A 19,561-nucleotide genomic window follows, 5' to 3' on the forward strand; every position below is an offset into this window, starting at 1 on the left:
TTCTCTTAATACGCCTATAATGAAAGTCCCGAAACCCCTTTTTTTGGAGGAGAACGCATGGATGTAATTCTTAAGGAAGATGTAGACAATCTCGGCCAGAAAGGCCAAGTAGTTCACGTTACGCCGGGTTACGCCAGGAATTTCCTGTTCGCTAGGTCGCTGGCCGTTGCCGCGACCGAGGGCAATATTAAAAACCTTCAGCATTTTATGGCCGCGGCGGAGAAAAAACGCGAGGCCGCACGAGAAGAGGCTAAAAAAGTCGCCGATAAGCTGGCCGAACTGGAAATCAAAATCGAAGCGCGGGCGGGCGAGAAGAACCGCCTTTTCGGTTCCGTTACCGGTCAGCAGATAGCCGACGCCATCAATCAAGCGATGGATCTTAAGCTGGACAAGAAGAAGGTCGCCGCGGGAAGCGGGATAAAACTGCTCGGCAAGCATAAGGTCATGGTTACGGTCTACCCAGGCGTTACCGTCGAGAAAGAGATCGAGGTCGTTGCGTCGGCGAGCAGCGATCCCTCCGAGGCTGTCGAGAAGGAAGAGAAACCGGCGAAGAAAGCCAGAGCCGCCAAAAAAGCGCCGCAGTCGGCGTCCCGAGCTGAGTCGAGGGACCTCCCAGAAGAGAAGGTCGAAGTAGCGCCTGAAGAGGCTCCGACCGAAATTATAGAAGAGTCGCAGGAAACCACCGACGTTTCCATCGAAGAGTCGGCGGCCGACGCGGAATAAAATATTACGACAAGGTAGGTAATAAACATGGCCACCAAAGAACCGTCTTTCGAGCGCGTCCCGCCGCATAATCTTGAAGCGGAGGAGTCATTGCTCGGAGCCATGTTGCTGTCCCCCGACGCGATTGCCGAAGCCCAGGAGATAATCGAGTCCGCGGATTTCTACCGTGAAGCGAACCGCAAAATCTACGACGCCATCCGAGAGCTTTATGTCAGCGGCGAGCCCGTCGACGCGATAACCCTGGCAGAAATCCTTAGAAAGAAAAGCTGGCTGGAAGAGATTGGTGGCAAAGCGTACATCCACACCCTGCTGAACGTCGTCCCGACGGCCAGCAACGCGGCTCATTACGCAAAAATCGTGGCGGATAACGCGACGCTGCGCCGCTTGATTTTGGCCGCCGGTGAGATCTCGGCGATGGGATACTCAGTGCCGGAGGACATCCGCCAGGTGATTGACGAGTCGGAGAACTTGATTTTCAAGGTTGCTCATGACAGATCAACGGGCGAGTACCAGATGATCGGCGACCTTTTACAGGATGCCTATGAGCATCTGGAAGAGCTATCCGCATCAAAAAGCCATGTAACCGGGTTGGAGACGGGTTTCTACGAGTTGGATCACAAAACCCGCGGTCTGCAGCCGTCCGACTTTATCGTCGTGGCGGGGCGTCCCTCGATGGGCAAGACATCCTTGGCGTTATCGATTGCTGAACACGTGGCTCTAAACGTTAAGAAACCGGTCGCCATCTTCAGCCTGGAGATGAGCAAGGAGCAGTTGGTTCAGAGGATGATCTGCTCCGAGGCGCGCGTCGACGCGACGCATCTGCAGACCGGCAACTTGAAAGAAGACGACTGGATCCGGGTAAACGCCGGCTTGAGCAGGTTGAGCGAGGCGCCGATTATCATTGACGACTCGGCCAACATCAATATGTTGGGCATCCGCAGCAAAGCGCGCCGGATGGATAGCAAAAACAAGCTGGGATTGATCATCGTAGATTACCTGCAGCTGATGCAGGGCCACAGCCGAACCGACAACCGTCAGCAAGAAGTGGCCGATATCTCCCGGGCGATGAAGATTCTCGGACGCGAAATGCATGTTCCGGTTATAGCCATCTCGCAGCTATCGCGAAAACTCGAGGACCGGCCGAATAAACGGCCTCAGTTGTCCGATCTCCGCGAATCCGGCGCCATCGAGCAGGACGCCGACCTGGTCATGTTCATCTACCGGGACGAGATGTACAATGAACACTCAGACGAAAAGGGCACGGCGGAGATTATCATCGGCAAGCACCGTCACGGTCCGACCGGCAAGGTCAAACTGGCCTTTCTCGAGCAATTCACAAAATTCTCCAATCTGGACACCAGGCATAGCGACACGCCGGCTAAGGAATACAGCGACCGGTACTGATTCTTTGGAAGAGAAAGGGACACTATGGGCGATGTCTCCTATGTAAACGGCCAGCTTGTTTCCCAGGACGAAGCCACGGTTTCCGTTACCGATCGGGGTTTCCTGTTCGGCGACGGCCTCTATGAGATCGTCCGCGTCTACGGCGGTTATCCTTTCCAGCTGAACGCGCACCTGCAGCGTCTCGGCTGGGGCGCCCGGAAAATCGGGTTCGACCTGGGCCTGTCGCTCGACACGTTAAGACAGGCCTGCCAGGACACCCTGGAAGCCAACGCGTATAAGGAAGCCGTGTTGCGCGTTGTGGTTACCCGCGGCTCGCTGGCCGATATGTACCGGCTGTCGGTGACCGCCAAGCCGACGGTTACCGTCACCTGCGACGAATTCCAAGGCTATCCCCTTAGTCTTTATGATCGCGGCGTCGAAACGATAACGGTTACCGACGGAAGAAGCGACTTGGCGATGGTGCAAACCCTGAACTGCCTGCCGAACCTGATGGCCCGTAAAGAAGCCGAACAGAAAAAGGCCTTCGAGGCTTTGCTGGTTACCAAGAAAGGCTTTGTCATGAGCGGTTCCTCAACCAACGTGTTTGCCGTCCTGGATGGCATGCTTCTAACGCCGCCGGTCGGCGACCGCGTGCCGCCCGGCATCACCAGGGAAGCGGTCTTGAGCGCCGCCGGAAAAGAAAGTATAAACGTCAAAGAGGACGCTATCATGAACGAGGAAATCCACGACGCCGAAGAGTTCTTCCTGACCGGCACCTTGTGTGAAGTCGTGCCGGTCGTCTCGATAGACGGCCAACCAGTCGGCGACGGAAACCCCGGCCACCAAACACGGCGCCTCATGAAAGCCTACAAGCTAATGACCCGAAGGGCATATTAATAAAACAAAACGACTGGTGGCGGTCACTACAACGCTACGTAGCGCTGTAGTGGGTCTGAACTGCCGAGATACGAGGAGGTTGTTCTTGACTTATAAAGACAGCGCTCAAAGCGTCGACGGCAAAATCGACAAAGGGCTTTTTTTGTTTACGCTTAGCACGTGCATTTGGTGCCGCAAGACTAAAGCGCTTCTGCAAGAACTGGGCGTGGCTTATAAATATGTCGACCTCGATTTGTTGGATGGCGACGACCGAAAAGAAGCGACGGAAGAGCTACGCAGGTACAATCCTCATACCTCATTTCCGACTGTTCTTGTGGACGGAGGCTCCACCGTGATCCTGGGATTCAACGAAACCAAGCTAAGGGAGCTGGTCTAGGTGGACCTTGATCAGCTGTTCGCCAAACTTACCGCTTATCAAAGGCGAGGCTATTACCTAAATCCCGACGTTGAATTCACCAGAGCCCTACTGGAAAGCCTGCTGGTCAACGAGGAGCGATATGGCTACCAGGCTTGTCCGTGCCGCCTGGCCGCGAACAACCGCGCCGAAGACCTGGACATCATTTGCCCGTGCGACTACCGGGACGCCGATACCACCGAATACGGCGCGTGCTTCTGCGGGCTGTATGTCTCCAAAAAGATCTACACGGAAAAGGGCGCCATCCAGTCAATCCCTGAACGGCGCCCACCCAAGGACGTCAGGGACAAAATCAGGGCCGGACAACTAGCCAAGGAGAAAAACATAATGACAGACAAAAATAAACCGGCAGACAGCCCAGCCGGCGCCTCCGGCGCCGAATGTTGCGATCTGGATTACCCTGTCTGGCGCTGCGACGTCTGCGGCTACATCTGCGCCCGCGACGACGCGCCGGACATCTGCCCCATCTGTGGTGTCACTAAAGACCGCTTCCACATTTTTATGTAGGTTATGTCACTCCAGCACACCAAATCGCTGGAGTGGTTATCCACAGACCTATCTTGCTATTAACATAGATTCTTTGCTGCTGTTTTTGTCGCTTGGGTCACTCCAGCACTCCAAAGCGCTGGAGTGGTTTTCCACAGCCTGTTTGGTTGTGAAAACAACCACTATGGTGTAAATTATTAGTGCTATCAGTAGTTTTCCCGTCAAACAGTAGGGGGTAAAAGTCGCCTATGGCCAAGAAAGTAGGCATCACCGAGACGATATTCAGGGACGCCCACCAATCGCTGGCGGCCACGCGCATGCGGACCGCCGACATGCTTCCTATCTGCGAAAAAGTCGACGGAATTGGTTACTTCTCGGTTGACGCCTGGGGCGGCGCCACGTTTGACACGATGATCAGGTTCTTAAACGAGGACCCGTGGGCCCGCTTGCGCGACCTAAAAGCCAAGCTGCCGAACACCCAAGTGCAGATGTTGCTGCGCGGCCAGAACCTGGTCGGTTACCATAATTATCCCGATGACGTAGCCATAGAATTTATCCGTTTAACAGCCAAGAACGGATTGGACCTTTTCCGGGTTTTTGACGCGCTAAACGATATTCGGAACATCGACCTGCCGCTGCGTGAGGCCAAGAAAACCGGCAAGCATGTCCAGGGCTGCATCTGCTACACGACCAGCCCGGTGCACACCATCGAGAAATTTGTCGAATTCGCCGAAGAGCTGGCCGAGCGTGAGTGCGACAGTATCTGCATCAAGGACATGGCCGGTTTGATATCGCCGCAGGCGTGCTATGACCTGGTCAAAGGCATCAAGGCGAAGCTTAATCTGCCGGTCTGTGTGCACTCGCACTGCACCAGCGGGATGGCGCCAATCGCCTATTGGGCGGGCATCGAAGCCGGCGCCGATATCATCGATACAGCTATTTCTCCCTGGGGCTGGGGCAGCTCTCAACCTCCGACGGAACCGATGGTCGCGAGCCTGCAAGGCAGCCCGTACGACTCGGGACTCGATCTAGACCAGCTGGTCGATGTCGGCTTTTACTTTCTTGGCGTCCGTCAGAAGTACGAGGGCATCATCAGCCCGATCGCCGAGCGGCCGGACGTCAGCGTGCTGCTGCATCAAATTCCCGGCGGCATGTTATCCAACCTGCATTCCCAGTTGAAAGAACAGAACGCGCTCGACCGCTACCAGGAAGTTTTGGAGGAGCTGCCGCGCGTCCGCAAAGAGCTTGGCTATCCGCCACTGGTCACACCGTCCAGCCAGGTCGTCGGGACGCAAGCGGTTTTCAACGTCCTAATGGGCAAGCGGTATGGCAAGGTCAGCCAGGAGGTCAAGGACTACTGTCTGGGCCTCTATGGCCGCCCCCCGGCGCCAATAGATCCGGAAATATTAAAGAAAGTCATCGGCAAAGAACAGCCGATTTCCGTCCGTCCGGCCGATTTGCTGGCGCCGGCTTTGGGGAAACTCAAGCAAGAAGCCGACGAGATCGGCTTGACTGATACGGAAGAAGACCTGATGACTTACGCGCTCTTCCCCAACGTCGCGCCCCGTTTCCTAAAGGGCGAGGTCAAGGAGGAACCGCTGGCTCCGCCGAAGAAAGCCGAGGTCAAGGCGGGCTCGGCCGTCAGGGAGATTCCGACCGAGTTCCAGGTGGACGTCGACGGCGAGGAGTTCCGCGTGACCGTCAATCCGCTGGGGCTGGGCGTGGTCATGGACGCGCCGGTTAAAGAAGGCGCCCGCCCCAAGGAGATTCCGCCGGGCGGCATCGTCGCTCCGCTTCAAGGTCTTGTCCTGGAGGTTAAGGTCAACGAGGGCGATAAGGTCAAGAAGGACGACATCCTCGTCGTCCTGGAAGCCATGAAAATGCAGACCGAGGTTCACGCCGACAAGGTCGGCAAGGTCGGCAAGGTATATACTTTCAAAGGCGAGACGGTCGTCAACGGCGACCTCCTCCTCGTGGTGGAATAACATGCTAAAGAAAGTACTCGTCGCCAACCGGGGCGAGATCGCGATCCGCGTCATGCGCGCCTGCCGGGAACTCAATATCGAATCCGTTGCCGTTTACTCCGACGTCGACAAGAACGCTCTTTTCGCCAAATATGCTGATGAGGCTTACGAGATCGGCGAAGGCCCGCCTCATAAAAGCTACCTGAATATGGACAAGATTATAGCTGTGGCTAAAGCCACCGGCTGCGACGGTCTTCACCCCGGGTACGGGTTTCTGGCCGAGAATGCTAAGTTTGCTCAAGCTTGCGCCGACAATGGAATCGCTTTTATCGGCCCGTCGCCCGACGCGATTGAAAAAATGGGCGATAAGATCGTCGCCCGGCGTTTGATGAAACAGGCCGGCGTGCCGGTCGTACCGGGCAGCATCGACGAGGTCACCGAGATAAAAGAGGCCAAGAAGATTGCCGACAAGATCGGTTACCCGGTCATCATCAAAGCGGCTGGCGGCGGCGGCGGCATAGGCATGCGCGTCGTTCGGGGCGAAAAAGAACTGGAACCGGCGCTGGAGATCACCCGGAATATGGCCAACTCCGCTTTCGGCAACCCGAGTATCTTCATTGAAAAATACCTGGAGCACCCCAGGCACATCGAGATCCAGATTCTGGCCGACGCCCACGGCAACACGGTTTATCTGGGCGAGCGCGAGTGCAGTATCCAGCGGCGCCACCAGAAGATCATCGAGGAATCGCCGTCTCCGGTAATGACGCCGGAGCTTCGCAAAGCCATGGGCGAGGTCGCGGTTAAGGCGGCCCAGGCCATCAACTATGTCAATGCAGGCACCATTGAATTTATGTTCAGCCAGGGCAATTACTACTTTCTGGAAATGAACACCCGCGTCCAGGTCGAGCATCCGATTACCGAGATGGTCACCGATATAGACATTGTCAAAGAACAGATCAGAATCGCCGGCGGTTTGCCGCTGGACTTTACCCAGGACTACGTCAAAATGAACGGCTGGGCGATCGAGTGCCGCATCAACGCCGAGGACCCGCTGAATAATTTCGCGCCTATGTCCGGCAAGATCCGCGGTTACCGCTCGCCGGGCGGTGTGGGCGTCCGCGTCGACTCCGGCGTCCATTCCCAATACGTGATTCCGCCTTTCTACGACAGTATGATTTCCAAGCTGGTCGTACACGGGCGCGACCGGGACGAAGCCATCCAGCGGATGAAACGTGCTCTATACGAATACATCATCCTTGGCGTCACGACCAACATCCCGTTCCACAAAGCGGTTATGGATGACCCCGTCTTCATCAAGGGCGAGTTGTCCACCCATTATATTGAGGAGCAGGAGCACCTGGCCGAAGCGATGCGACACGTTATCGAGGACACGCAGTCTCTCCAGGAGAAACTGACCGAGATTTTCAAAGACGACCGCAAGTCGGCGGCGGTTACCGCCGCGGTCAGCGCCTATCTGGCGAACCTGACGGCGGTCGACGAATAAAAATATGAAAAAAATCTACGACGTTGTCATCATAGGAGCCGGCCCAGCCGGCGTCTTCGCCGCGGTCGAACTGACCAAGGACCTACCCAAAGCCAAATCACCCTCCATCCTTCTGGTCGAGCAGGGCCAGGACATAAGTTGCCGCAAACGCGACTCGCTAATGGCGGGATGGGGCGGTTCGGGCGCCTATTCCGACGGCAAACTGATTCTATCGACCGAGGTCGGAGGCTGGCTATCCGAGTATATGCCGCATAAAGAGCTGACCGCCTTGATCGATTACGTGGACGGGCTTTATACGGAATTCGGGGGGGCGGCCGAGCGATACGGCGACAAACCGGCCAAGACCGCGCCGATCAAACGCGCCGCGACGATGGCGGAGCTCACGTTGTTGCCGGTCGTGGTCCGGCATCTTGGCACCGACATCTGCCTGACGGTTCTTAAAAACCTAAGGAAGTATCTGGATAAGAAAATCGACGTGATAACCGACATCGCGGTCGAGGAAATCTTACTGAAAGACCATCAGGCAACCGGCGTAAGACTGGCGGACGGCCGGGAGATTCACGCCGGCACCGTCATCGCCGCTCCAGGGAGGGCGGGCGCCAAATGGTTGGCCGCCGAGGCCGCGCGGCTGGGCCTAACGGTAGGCATCAATCCCGTCGACCTGGGCGTCCGGGTGGAGGTCCCCGCGCCGGTCATGGAGCCTTTAACAAACGACCTCTACGAAGCCAAACTTCTGTACCGCAGCAAGCAGTTCGAGGACATGGTCAGGACGTTCTGCGTAAATCCTTACGGTGAGGTTACAACCGAGCGTTACCAGGGCAACATCATCACCGTCAACGGACACAGCTATGCCGACCGCAGGACGGCCAACACAAATTTCGCCCTGCTGGTCAGCACAACGTTCACGACGCCGTTCAAGGAACCGATCGCCTATGGCGAGTATATCGCGCGTCTGGCGAACCTTCTGGGCGAGGGGATTATCGTGCAGAGGCTGGGCGACCTGATGCGCGGCCGGCGTTCGACCGCCGATCGGATAGCCCGCAGTACGGTCCGTCCGACGCTGCCATCGGCCACGCCGGGCGACCTCAGTTTCGTCCTTCCGTACCGTTACATTTCTGATATACTGGAAATGCTCGCTGCTATGGACAAAATCGCGCCCGGGGTCAATTCCCGCAATACCCTTTTGTACGGCGTTGAAGTTAAGTTTTATTCGCAGCGTCTGAAGCTGGACGGCGGCATGCGGACCGAGGTCAAGAACCTCTACGCCATCGGCGACGGGGCGGGTATTACCAGGGGCTTGATTCAGGCCTCCGCGGCCGGAGTCATAGCCGCGCGAGCTATCACCGGGAACACATAAGGAGACGATTTGCCGGGAACTATTCTTCTCGGATCGCAATGGGGCGACGAAGGTAAAGGTAAGATTTGCGACCTTCTCACCAAAGATATGGACATGGTCGTCCGCTTCCAAGGCGGCGATAATGCCGGCCATACTGTCGAGGTCGGGGACATTAAGCTTAAACTCCACCACATACCGTCGGGGATTCTGTACCCCAAGGTAATTTGCGTAATCGGCGACGGCGCTTTGATCAACCCGAGCGTGCTTTTAGACGAGATGAAATACCTGGAAGACCAGGGCATAAGCTGCAAGAATCTTTTCATCAGTTCCAACGCGCACCTGATTATGCCCTACCATCTGGTTCTCGACCGGGAAGGCGAGATCCGTTTGGGTTCCTCGAAAATAGGCACGACGCGTAAGGGTATCGGCCCGGCCTACGCCGACAAGACGACGCGAATCGGCATCCGGGTTCAAGATCTCTTAGACCCCAGCATTCTGGAGAAGAAGATCCAGGCGGCGCTGGAAGAGAAGAACCTCATGCTGACCAAGGTTTATAACGTCCAGCCGATGAGCGCCGACGAAATCATAAAAGAGTACGCCGGCTATACCAAACAGCTGAAATCTCATATCATCGACGGCTATCTGGCGATCAACGACGCCTTAGACGACTGCAAGAATGTGCTTTTTGAAGGGGCGCAGGGCACGCTGCTGGATATCGATCACGGCACTTACCCTTATGTCACCTCATCATCGACGGTCGCGGGCGGCGCGTGCGCCGGCGCGGGCGTCGGTCCGCTAAAGATAGACGACGTCATCGGCGTCGTTAAGGCTTATGTGACCAGAGTCGGGTCGGGTCCTTTCCCGACCGAAGATGTAAACGAGGACGGCAGCAGGATGCGCGAGCGCGGCGCCGAATACGGCACAACAACCGGCCGGCCCCGCCGTTGCGGCTGGTTCGACGGCGTCCTCCTGAATTACTCCATTCGTTTAAACGGCTTTAACAGTCTGGCGATGACAAAGCTGGACGTCTTGTCGGAATTCGAAAGCATAAAAATCTGCACCCGCTATGAAGCTGAAGGCAAAACATACACAGCGTTTCCGCCGCATCAGAGTATTATCCACAAGGCTGTCCCGGTCTATGAGGAAATGCCAGGCTGGAAAACGGATATCGGCGGCGCTAGGTCGATTGAGGAGTTGCCGGACACCTGCCGGGCCTATATCAGCCGGTTGCAGGAAATCGCCGGTATTCCTTTCTCGATGATTTCCGTCGGCCCGCAACGGGACCAGACGATTTTCGTATAACCTGATTTGGGGTTGATATGGGGTCAGGCCTGGGGTCAGGCCCCAAAACCAGAGTGTCGGAAAGGGGCCTGACCCCAGGCCTGACCCCGTGATCAGAAGGGTGGTCGGATTGCTATGCGAGTAATGGTAGTCGGCGGCGGCGGCCGGGAACACGCGCTTGTCTGGAAAATCAGCCGTAACTCAAGCATCAGTAAGATTTACGCCGTACCCGGTAACGCCGGCGTTTGCGGCATGGCCCATTGTCCATCTATTGATATAACCGACAACGCGGCGCTGGCCAGGTTCGCCGAGGATGAACAGGTCGATTTGACCGTTGTCGGCCCGGAAGCGCCTCTGACAAACGGAATCGTCGACGAGTTCGTCGCCCACGGCTTACGGGTGTTCGGCCCGAACAAAGAAGCCGCGCAGATGGAAGGCAGTAAGAAATTCGCCAAGTCCATCATGAAGAAAGCCGGCATTGTCACGGCGGCGTCGGATACGTTTACCGATTGCAATAAAGCGCTCGCCTATCTGGAAGAGGTGGGGGCGCCCATCGTCGTTAAAGCCGACGGCCTGGCGGCCGGCAAGGGCGTAACTGTCTGCGAGAACATTAAAACCGCGCAGGCGGCCGTGAAGGAATGCCTAATCGATAAGCGCTTCGGTGACGCCGGAGAGACGGTCATGATCGAGGAGTACCTACAAGGCCCCGAACTGACCGTGATGGCGTTGACCGATGGCGAAACGGTGTTGCCGATGCTGCCGGCGCAAGACCACAAACCGGCCTTCGACGGAGACGCCGGCCCGAATACCGGGGGCATGGGCGCCTATTCGCCGGTGCCGAAGGTGTCCCAGAAGACGCTCGACTGGATTGAAGACAACGTTTTGAAAAAGACCGTCGCGGCGCTCCGAGGCGAAGGGGTGGATTACAAAGGCGTTCTCTACGCCGGGTTGATCCTGACCGACGACGGTCCGAAAGTCCTGGAGTTCAACGCCCGATTCGGCGATCCGGAAGCCCAAGTAGTTTTGCCTTTGCTTGAGTCCGATCTGGTCGAGATAATGCTGGCTTTAACCGAGGGCAACCTGAAGGAATACAAACTTAACTGGTCGAAAAAGATATGCGTTTCAGTTGTCATGGCCAGCGGCGGTTATCCCGGCGATTATCCGACCGGCAAGGAGATAACCGGACTCACTAACCTGGGCGACATCGGAGGTTTGTTGGTCTTTCACGCCGGCACCAAACTAGTCGACGGCAAGACGGTGACCGCAGGCGGCCGCGTCTTGAACATAACCGGAATGGGGAAAGACGTCCACGAGGCGCGGGACAAGGCCTACGCCGCCATCGAACGCATCAAATTCGACGGCGCTTTTTACAGAACCGATATTGCTCTAAAAGCTATTCAATAATGACTCCCCAATAGGGGAGCTTTCTAGAGACTTCCTCACCGTGACCGGTTCGGGAGTCAGACAAAAGACTCCCTCTCCCTTAAGGGGAAAGGGTTGGGGTGAGGGTGCAAATTCCTTGACAACTAAACAACACAAGACCAGTCAAGCCAAACGTCTGCGAGACAATCAGACCGACGCGGAAATAAAAGTCTGGACGCATCTTCGTGACAAACGGCTCGATGACATGAAGTTTCGCCGGCAACAGCCTATCGGGCCATATATAGTAGACTTTGCGTGTTTAGACAAAAAGCTTATTGTTGAGATAGACGGCGGGCAACACAATCAAGAAACGGTTGACACGGAACGAGATAAATGGCTAACCGAACAGGGCTATTTAATATTGAGGTTCTGGAACAACGATGTATTCCAGAACACCAACGGGGTATTAGAGACGATAAGGGAGGCAGACGCCACCCTCCCCTAAGTCCCCTCCCCTCAAGGGAGGGGGATTGAAAGTTTTGGAGGTCAAGTTGTCAGAGACACTAGTTGGCATTGTGATGGGCAGCAAGTCGGATATGCCCGTTATGGAGACGGCGAAAGAGGTCCTTGACGAGTTGGGAGTCGCCAGCGAAGTTAAGGTCATGTCCGCCCACCGTCAGCCGGAAATGGTTCGTGAATACGCTTCGGCGGCTGAGAAGCGCGGACTTCTGGCTATTATTTGCGGCGCCGGTATGGCGGCGCACCTGGCCGGAGCCGTCGCCGCGGGCACAACCTTACCGGTCATCGGCGTCCCCATCAAAACGGGCGCCCTGGACGGTATGGACGCCCTGTTATCAACAGTCATGATGCCGACCGGCGTCCCGGTGGCGACCGTCGCCATCGACGGCGCCAAGAACGCGGCTTACCTGGCGGCGGAAATCGTCGCCAATAACCGTCCGGAGATCCGGGAGAATCTGAAAGCGATGCGAGAGAAACAAGCGGGAGGCGTATAGGCTATGATCGACCGTTACTGTCTACCCGAAATGAAGGCGGTCTGGAGCGAGGAGAACAAGTACCGCAAATGGCTTGACGTGGAGATCGCCGCCTGCGAAGCCCACGCCGAGCTGGGTGTAATCCCCCGCGACGCGCTGGCGGCTATTAAGAAGAACGCGGACTTCGACGTGCCGAGGATTCTGGACATAGAAGACGAGGTCCAGCACGACGTTATCGCCTTCCTGACCTGCGTCAACGAATATGTCGGTTCGGCCGGCAAGTATATCCACTACGGTATGACAAGTTCCGACGTGGTCGATACCGGGCTGTCGCTGACGATGCGCGAGGCCATGGACATAATCATCCAGAAAGCCGCGGCCTTCTCCGCGTTATTGCGGAAACAGGCTGAAAAATATAAGAACACCATCATGATCGGCCGTACCCACGGCGTCCACGCCGAGCCGATAACCTTCGGACTGAAGCTTCTTATCTGGCATAACGAGATGGAGCGGAACTTGGATCGCTTGCGGGCGGCGCGTGAAGACATAAACGTCGGCATGATTTCAGGTGCCGTCGGCACCTACGCCAATATCGACCCGCGTGTCGAGCAAATGGTCTGCAAGAAATTGGGACTTACACCTGAAGCTGCTTCCAACCAGGTGATTCAACGCGACCGGCACGCGGAGTACATGGTGGCACTGGCCCTTACCGCCTCCAGCTTGGATAAATTCGCGACGGAGATTCGCGCTCTGCAGAAAACGGAAGTACGCGAGGTCGAAGAGCCGTTCGGCAAAGGCCAGAAAGGCAGCTCGGCCATGCCGCATAAGAAGAACCCGGTCATCTGCGAGCGCGTCTGTGGTTTGGCGCGGTTGGTGCGGACCAATTCCTTGGCGGCCATGGATAACGTGGCGCTGTGGCACGAGCGGGATATCTCGCACAGTTCGGTCGAGCGTGTAATCGTTCCCGACAGCACGCTGGCCTTAGACTATATGCTGGAAAAATTCACCTTCGTCATCAGGGAACTGGCCGTATACCCGGAGAACATGCAAAATAATCTGGGCGCGACGCGAGGCTTGATTTTCTCCCAGCGTGTGCTGCTGGCCTTGATCGCCAAGGGTGTGTTGCGCGAGGACGCTTACCGGATCGTACAAAGGAACGCCATGGCGGTTTGGTCCGGCGATGACGATTTCAAAGCGTTTCTTATGAAAGACCAAGACGTTACCGACGTCTTGAAACCGGAAGAACTGGAACCGTTGTTCGACGCCGGCTACTATGTCCGCCACGTCGACGAGATCTTTAATAGAAAAGTGACGCGGTAGATATTAGTTAGAACCTAGACCGTGAGATTATTACGACTCCCTCGCCGTGACCGGTTCGGGAGTCAGATAAAAGACTCCCTCTCTCTTGAGGGGAGAGGGTTGGGGTGAGGGTGCAAATTCCTTGACAACCAAGCAACACAAGACTAGTCAAGCCAAACGTCTCCGTGACAACCAAGCAGACGCGGAAACAAAAGTCTGGACGCACCTTCGTGACAAACGGCTTGACGGTCTGAAGTTTCGCAGGCAACAGCCTATCGGGCCATATATAGTAGACTTTGCCTGTCTTGATAAAAGGCTCATTATTGAAATAGATGGCGGGCAACACAATCAAGAATCGGTTGACTTGGAGCGGGACAAATGGTTAACCGAACAGGGCTATTTAATATTGAGGTTCTGGAACAACGATGTGTTCCAGAACACCAACGGGGTATTAGAAACGATTAGGGAGGCAAGCGCCACCCTCCCCTAAGTCCCCTCCCCTCAAGGGAGGGGGAATGATTAAGGAGCATGAATGCAAGTTCAGGACGTTAAACAGGGCGAAATGATATATGAAGGCAAAGCGAAGATCGTTTACGCGACGGACAATCCGGCGCTCCTGATACAGCACTTCAAGGACAGCGCGACGGCCTTCGACGGCAAGAAAAAAGGCGAGATCAAGGATAAGGGCGTAGCTAACGCCGCGATTTCGACAAAGCTGTTCAGGATGCTGGAAGAAGAGGGCGTCGCGACGCATTTTGAGGGTATGTTGAACGATCGCGACATGTTGATCGACAACCTAGACATGATCAAGCTGGAGGCTATAACCAGGAATATCGCCGCCGGCAGCCTGGCCAAACGGCTTGGATACGAGGAAGGCACGCCGTTGAAGAAACCCGTCGTCGAGTTTTATTACAAGCGCGACGACCTGGGCGACCCCATCATCACCTGCCAGCACGTCATGGAGCTGGGCTTGATCGACGAGCCCGGATTCAAATATATCCGGGACCTGTCGTTCAGAATCAACGACATTTTGACCGGGTATTTCGACAGCATCGGACTAAAGCTGATCGACATGAAGATGGAATTCGGCTACGACCAGGAAGGCAACATCGTGTTGGGCGACGAGATCAGTCCGGACACCTGCCGCTTCTGGGACAAAGAGACGAATGAGAAATTGGACAAGGACCGTTTCCGCCGCGATCTTGGCGGCGTCGAAGAGGCCTACGAAGAGGTATTAAGGAGAGTAACAGGCTCATGACAATCGCGAAAGTGTACGTGACGCTGAAGGAAGGAATTCTGGACCCGCAAGGCCAGATCATCGGCAAGGCCCTCAAGACACAAGGGTACGATAATGTGTCCGAGGTCAAAGTCGGCAAGTTCATCGAGATGCGGCTGGAGGGCGGGGACGGGCCGGCGCTTAAGAAACAGATAGACAAGATTTCCCACGAGCTTTTATCCAACCCCGTGATCGAAAGTTATACCTTCGATATCTTGGAGGAAGCGTAAATGCCGGCTAAGTTCGGCGTCGTCGTTTTTCCGGGTAGCAACTGCGATACGGATTGCTATTACGCCGCGGGGCTCGTCGGCGGTCAGACTTCATACATCTGGCACCAGGATAAAGACGTCTCCAAGTATGACTGCGTAATCCTGCCGGGAGGGTTTTCGTACGGCGATTATCTGCGTACGGGAGCCGTCGCCAAATTCAGCCCCGTCATGGACGCCATTCTTGATTACGCGGATAAAGGCGGCCATGTTATCGGTATCTGCAACGGTTTTCAGATTCTGCTGGAAGCGGGCTTGTTGCCTGGCGCGATGCTCCGAAACAGGGATCTCAAATTCATCTGCCGGTATGTGACGCTATCGGTCGGCAATAGCGACACCGCTTTTACCAACAAAGCCTTAAGCGGCGAGGTCATTAGGATGCCGATCGCCCACAACGAGGGCAACTATTACGCCGACGTGGCCACGCTGGCCGAGATGAACGCGAACGGCCAGATCGTCTTGCGCTACTGTGACAGCCACGGCGAAGCGACGGCCGAGGCCAACCCCAACGGCAGCCTGGAGAACATCGCCGGCATCGTCAACAAACAAGGCAACGTGTTCGGCCTGATGCCGCACCCGGAACGCGCGATTGAAGACATCCTGGGCAGCCACGACGGCCAACTGATATTCAAAAGCGTCATTTCGGCGGTGAGCAAATAGCCATGAGCCATGAGCCTTGAGCAGAAAAGGAAAAGAATAAGTGCCTGAACTATATAAAGAGTTAGGATTAACCACCGAAGAATACGACAAGATCAAAAAGATTCTCGGGCGGGAGCCGACCGTGGTCGAACTGTCCATGTACTCGGTCATGTGGAGCGAGCACTGCAGCTACAAGAGCTCCAAGCCCGTATTGAAGATGTTCCCGACCAAGGGTCCCAGAATCCTGCAGGGACCGGGCGAGAACGCCGGCATCATCGACATCGGCGACGGCCTGGCCATTGCCATGAAGATCGAAAGCCACAACCACCCGTCGGCCATCGAGCCCTACCAGGGCGCTGCCACCGGCGTCGGCGGCATCCTGCGCGACATTTTCACCATGGGTGCGCGGCCGATCGCGCTGCTGGACCCGCTATATTTTGGGGAGCTCACCAACGACCGCACCAAGTATCTTTTCGAGGAGGTCGTGGCGGGCATCGCCGGTTACGGCAACTGCACCGGCGTGCCGACGGTGGCGGGCAGTGTGAATTTTGAGGAATGCTACGAGGGCAATCCGCTGGTCAATGTCATGGCCGTCGGTCTGATGCGCCGCGACAAAATTACTAAGGGTATTGCTTCCGGCGAGGGCAACGTCGTCATCGTCTTTGGCAACAAGACCGGCCGGGATGGCATCGGCGGCGTTAGCGTCTTGGCCAGTCAGGAGTTCACCGAGGAATCGGCGGCCAAGCGGCCTAGCGTCCAGGTCGGCGACCCGTTTACGGAGAAACTTCTAATTGAAGCCTCACTGGAACTAATAGATAACAAGTTGGTCGTCGGGTTACAGGATTTCGGCGGCGCCGGTTTGACCTGCGCCACCAGCGAAACGGCTTCCCGCGCCAGTACCGGTATGGAGATCGACGTCCGCCTGGTCGAACAGCGGGAACCGAACATGGAAGCATTTGAGATCATGGTTAGCGAAAGCCAGGAGCGGATGTTGGCCATTTGTACTCCTGAGAATAAGGATAAGGTTCTGGCGATTTGCCGCAGATGGGGACTGGACGCCGGTGTGATCGGCCACGTGACCGGCGACGGACAACTCCGCGTCAAAGACAACGGCGAGGTCGTTGGGGACATGCCGGCGCGCTCGCTGGCGGACGAGGCGATCCAGTACGATCGCCCAGTCAAAAAGCCCGAGTATCTGGCCAAGGTTCAGGCCTTTGACGCCCGCAGCGTGAAGCATCCGGCTGATATCGCCAAGACGTTGTTGCAGCTTATCCAATCGCCCAATTTGTGCAGCCGGCACTGGGTTTACGAGCAGTATGACCATATGGTCCAGACCAACACGGCGGTTTTGCCCGGCGGCGACGCTGCCGTTATCCGTTTGAAGGGCACAAACAAAGGCATCGCGCTAACCGTCGACGGAAACGGCCGTTATTGTTATCTCGACCCCTACGTCGGAGCGGAGATCGCGGTCGCTGAAGCGGCGCGCAACGTCGTGGCCGCGGGCGCGAAACCGCTGGCCGTCACCGATTGCTTAAACTTCGGCAACCCGGAGAAGCCGGAGAACTTCTGGCAGTTCCGCGAGGCCGTCATAGGGATGTCGGAGGCCTGCGCGAAGCTGGAGACGCCCGTTGTGGGCGGCAATGTCAGTTTCTATAACGAATGGCAAAAAGGCGCCATTTTCCCGACGCCGGTTGTCGGGATGCTGGGATTGATCGAGGACATCGATAAACGTATGACGGCCGGATTCAAAAAGGAAGGCCACGTCATCGCAATAATCGGCGAAACCCTGCCCGAACTGGGCGGCAGTGAATATCTTAAAGTCATCCACAAGAAAGTCGCCGGCCGGCCGCCGGCGCTGAACCTGGCCAAGGAACTTAGCTTGCACAAAGCGGTTTTAGAAGCAATCAAACTCGGTTTGATTAAGAGCGCGCATGACCTCTCCGAAGGCGGTTTGGGATTCGCTTTGGCCGAATGTTGTATGCTCGGCGGCGTCGGCGCGTCCATCAACGCGGGCAAGGGCAAGATCCACCATCTGGAAATGAACGAGTGGTTGTGGAGTGAAACCCAGTCCCGGATGCTGGTTTCACTGCCTGAAAAGTCCATGTTTCTGCTGGACAGAGTAGCCCACACCAACCGGGTGCCGGTTATGTACATCGGCCGCGTCGGTGGCAATGACCTGGTCATTGATGATATACTGGACATACCGGTCGAAGAGATGAACCAAGCCTGGCGAGGTTCGCTAAATTGCCTGATGAGTTAGACATAAGCACGGACACCGTCCACGACGAGTGCGGCGTCTTCGGTATTTTCGCCCCCGGAGAGTCGGTCGCCAAGCTTACGTACTACGGTTTATACGCCCTCCAGCACCGCGGCCAGGAAAGCGCCGGTATCGCCGTATCCGATGGGGAAAACACCATGGTCTTCAAGGACATGGGTCTGGTCAGCCAGGTATTTACCGAACGCGACTTAAACACCTTGCAGGGCTATATCGCCATCGGCCACGTCCGCTATTCCACGACCGGCACGTCCAACTGGGAGAACTCTCAACCCATCCATAAGGCGTCGGACCATTTTTCTGTGTCGCTGGCCCACAACGGCAACCTGATCAACACGCATGAGTTGCGTAGCCGGTTGCAGAAAAAGGGTGTTGAATTCCAGTCCACCTCTGATTCCGAGGTCATCGCGGAGCTGATCATCCAGGCGAACAAGAAGACCGTCGAGGCGTCCGTCCGCTCCGCGGTCAAACGGGTCCGAGGCGCTTATTCGCTGGTTATCATGACCGACAACAAGCTTATCGGCGTGCGCGACATGTTCGGCATCCGTCCGCTCGCGCTGGGCCAGTTGCACGGCAACTATATTTTAAGCAGCGAGACCTGCGGCTTGGATGTTGTCGGCGCGGAGTTTCTGCGCGAGGTTCTACCGGGCGAGATGGTGGTCATCGACGATAAGGGCTTGAAGTCGTACCGGATATTCAAAGAACCGGTGCCCAGCCTATGTATTTTTGAATATGTCTATCTGGCCAGGCCGGACAGCAATCTGTACGGGCATAACGTAGCCGGAGTCCGTAAGAATATGGGACGCGAGCTTGCCAAGGAAGCCCCGGTCGAAGCGGATCTCGTCATCCCGGTGCCGGACTCGGGCAACGCCGCCGCCCAGGGCTACGCGGAACAAAGCGGCATCCCCTACGGTGAAGGTTTCGTCAAGAACCGCTATATCGGCCGGACGTTCATCCAGCCGTCGCAAACCATCCGCCAGCAGGGCATCCGCCTGAAGCTAAATCCGCTCAAAGAGGTCATCGAAGGCAAGCGGCTGGTCGTGGTGGACGATTCGATCGTCCGCGGCAACACCTCGAAGAAAATCATCCAGGTCTTGCGGAAAGCTGGGGCCAAAGAGATCCACATGCGCGTCAGCAGCCCGAAGATTGAGTGGCCTTGCTTTTACGGCATCGACACCGCCGAACGAAAGGATCTGATCGCCGCCAACTTGTCAGTCGCTCAGATCCGAGACTTTCTAAACGCCGACTCGCTTAAGTACATCAGCCACGCCGGGCTGGTCCGGGCCGTCGGAGGACTGAAATCGGAATTCTGCATGGCCTGCTTCGACGGCAAATATCCCATCCCCATCCCGCAACGCGTCAAGGTTACTAAGTTCTCCCTGGAAAAAGGCAAGAAAGCCGAAACCCTGTTTTAAAAAGTGACTCGCATGCAGCTCGCGGCCTACCATCGTTAGGGCTTTGGG

At 56.3% G+C, this 19,561-nt stretch carries 19 protein-coding genes; all 19 read left to right on the top strand.

Annotation, left to right across the window (positions count from 1 at the left end):
* Nucleotides 1–57 precede the first annotated feature (57 nt).
* The 19 genes from rplI (at nucleotide 58) to purF (ending at nucleotide 19,513) form a co-directional block, all read left to right on the top strand.
* Nucleotides 58–723 carry a 50S ribosomal protein L9 gene (rplI, locus tag WC891_03850; GenBank protein MFA5867084.1) on the top strand — a complete coding sequence of 222 codons (666 nt, stop codon included), beginning with the start codon at nucleotides 58–60 and terminating at the stop codon, nucleotides 721–723.
* A 27-nt stretch (nucleotides 724–750) separates the two neighbouring features.
* Nucleotides 751–2,127 carry a replicative DNA helicase gene (gene dnaB / locus WC891_03855; GenBank protein MFA5867085.1) on the top strand — a complete coding sequence of 459 codons (1,377 nt, stop codon included), beginning with the start codon at nucleotides 751–753 and terminating at the stop codon, nucleotides 2,125–2,127.
* Nucleotides 2,128–2,151: 24 nt separating this feature from the next.
* Nucleotides 2,152–3,003, top strand: coding sequence for an aminotransferase class IV (locus WC891_03860; protein MFA5867086.1), 852 nt, complete (start codon nucleotides 2,152–2,154; stop codon nucleotides 3,001–3,003).
* Nucleotides 3,004–3,088: 85 nt separating this feature from the next.
* A complete protein-coding gene (locus WC891_03865; GenBank protein MFA5867087.1) occupies nucleotides 3,089–3,379 on the top strand; it encodes a glutaredoxin family protein in 291 nt (96 codons plus the stop codon).
* On the top strand, nucleotides 3,380–3,925 hold the full coding sequence (locus tag WC891_03870) for a ferredoxin-thioredoxin reductase catalytic domain-containing protein (GenBank protein ID MFA5867088.1): 546 nt from the start codon (nucleotides 3,380–3,382) through the stop codon (nucleotides 3,923–3,925).
* 227 nt (nucleotides 3,926–4,152) lie between these two features.
* Nucleotides 4,153–5,889 (top strand): pyruvate/oxaloacetate carboxyltransferase, encoded by a 1,737-nt coding sequence (locus WC891_03875; GenBank protein MFA5867089.1) that lies wholly within the window; start codon nucleotides 4,153–4,155, stop codon nucleotides 5,887–5,889.
* Nucleotide 5,890: 1 nt separating this feature from the next.
* The gene (locus WC891_03880) at nucleotides 5,891–7,372 is read left to right on the top strand and encodes an acetyl-CoA carboxylase biotin carboxylase subunit (protein MFA5867090.1); all 1,482 of its coding nucleotides are present in this window, start codon (nucleotides 5,891–5,893) and stop codon (nucleotides 7,370–7,372) included.
* A 4-nt stretch (nucleotides 7,373–7,376) separates the two neighbouring features.
* Complete coding sequence (locus WC891_03885) at nucleotides 7,377–8,729, top strand: FAD-binding protein (GenBank protein MFA5867091.1); 1,353 nt, start codon at nucleotides 7,377–7,379, stop codon at nucleotides 8,727–8,729.
* Nucleotides 8,730–8,738: 9 nt separating this feature from the next.
* Nucleotides 8,739–10,010, top strand: a complete 1,272-nt coding sequence (locus WC891_03890; protein MFA5867092.1) for an adenylosuccinate synthase — start codon at nucleotides 8,739–8,741, stop codon at nucleotides 10,008–10,010.
* Between the two features lie 114 nt (nucleotides 10,011–10,124).
* Nucleotides 10,125–11,393 carry a phosphoribosylamine--glycine ligase gene (gene purD, locus WC891_03895; protein MFA5867093.1) on the top strand — a complete coding sequence of 423 codons (1,269 nt, stop codon included), beginning with the start codon at nucleotides 10,125–10,127 and terminating at the stop codon, nucleotides 11,391–11,393.
* Nucleotides 11,394–11,508: 115 nt separating this feature from the next.
* The gene (locus tag WC891_03900) at nucleotides 11,509–11,856 is read left to right on the top strand and encodes an endonuclease domain-containing protein (GenBank protein MFA5867094.1); all 348 of its coding nucleotides are present in this window, start codon (nucleotides 11,509–11,511) and stop codon (nucleotides 11,854–11,856) included.
* A gap of 25 nt (nucleotides 11,857–11,881) precedes the next feature.
* Nucleotides 11,882–12,364: a 5-(carboxyamino)imidazole ribonucleotide mutase gene (gene purE / locus WC891_03905; GenBank protein ID MFA5867095.1), complete on the top strand. Its 483-nt coding sequence runs from the start codon at nucleotides 11,882–11,884 to the stop codon at nucleotides 12,362–12,364.
* 3 nt (nucleotides 12,365–12,367) lie between these two features.
* The gene (gene purB, locus WC891_03910) at nucleotides 12,368–13,663 is read left to right on the top strand and encodes an adenylosuccinate lyase (GenBank protein ID MFA5867096.1); all 1,296 of its coding nucleotides are present in this window, start codon (nucleotides 12,368–12,370) and stop codon (nucleotides 13,661–13,663) included.
* Between the two features lie 121 nt (nucleotides 13,664–13,784).
* A complete protein-coding gene (locus tag WC891_03915) occupies nucleotides 13,785–14,132 on the top strand; it encodes an endonuclease domain-containing protein (protein MFA5867097.1) in 348 nt (115 codons plus the stop codon).
* Nucleotides 14,133–14,174: 42 nt separating this feature from the next.
* Nucleotides 14,175–14,900: a phosphoribosylaminoimidazolesuccinocarboxamide synthase gene (gene purC, locus WC891_03920; protein ID MFA5867098.1), complete on the top strand. Its 726-nt coding sequence runs from the start codon at nucleotides 14,175–14,177 to the stop codon at nucleotides 14,898–14,900.
* Complete coding sequence (gene purS, locus WC891_03925; protein MFA5867099.1) at nucleotides 14,897–15,148, top strand: phosphoribosylformylglycinamidine synthase subunit PurS; 252 nt, start codon at nucleotides 14,897–14,899, stop codon at nucleotides 15,146–15,148. Before purC ends, purS begins: the two co-directional genes overlap by 4 nt.
* Nucleotides 15,149–15,844, top strand: coding sequence for a phosphoribosylformylglycinamidine synthase subunit PurQ (purQ, locus tag WC891_03930; GenBank protein MFA5867100.1), 696 nt, complete (start codon nucleotides 15,149–15,151; stop codon nucleotides 15,842–15,844). It begins immediately after the preceding gene.
* A gap of 40 nt (nucleotides 15,845–15,884) precedes the next feature.
* Nucleotides 15,885–18,083: a phosphoribosylformylglycinamidine synthase subunit PurL gene (purL, locus tag WC891_03935; GenBank protein ID MFA5867101.1), complete on the top strand. Its 2,199-nt coding sequence runs from the start codon at nucleotides 15,885–15,887 to the stop codon at nucleotides 18,081–18,083.
* Nucleotides 18,068–19,513: an amidophosphoribosyltransferase gene (gene purF, locus WC891_03940; GenBank protein MFA5867102.1), complete on the top strand. Its 1,446-nt coding sequence runs from the start codon at nucleotides 18,068–18,070 to the stop codon at nucleotides 19,511–19,513. Before purL ends, purF begins: the two co-directional genes overlap by 16 nt.
* The last annotated feature ends 48 nt before the right edge of the window (nucleotides 19,514–19,561 follow it).

The sequence above is a fragment of the Actinomycetota bacterium genome (genome assembly GCA_041658625.1).
In the GTDB taxonomy this organism is placed as follows: domain Bacteria; phylum Actinomycetota; class JAHEXW01; order JAHEXW01; family JAHEXW01; genus JBAZZW01.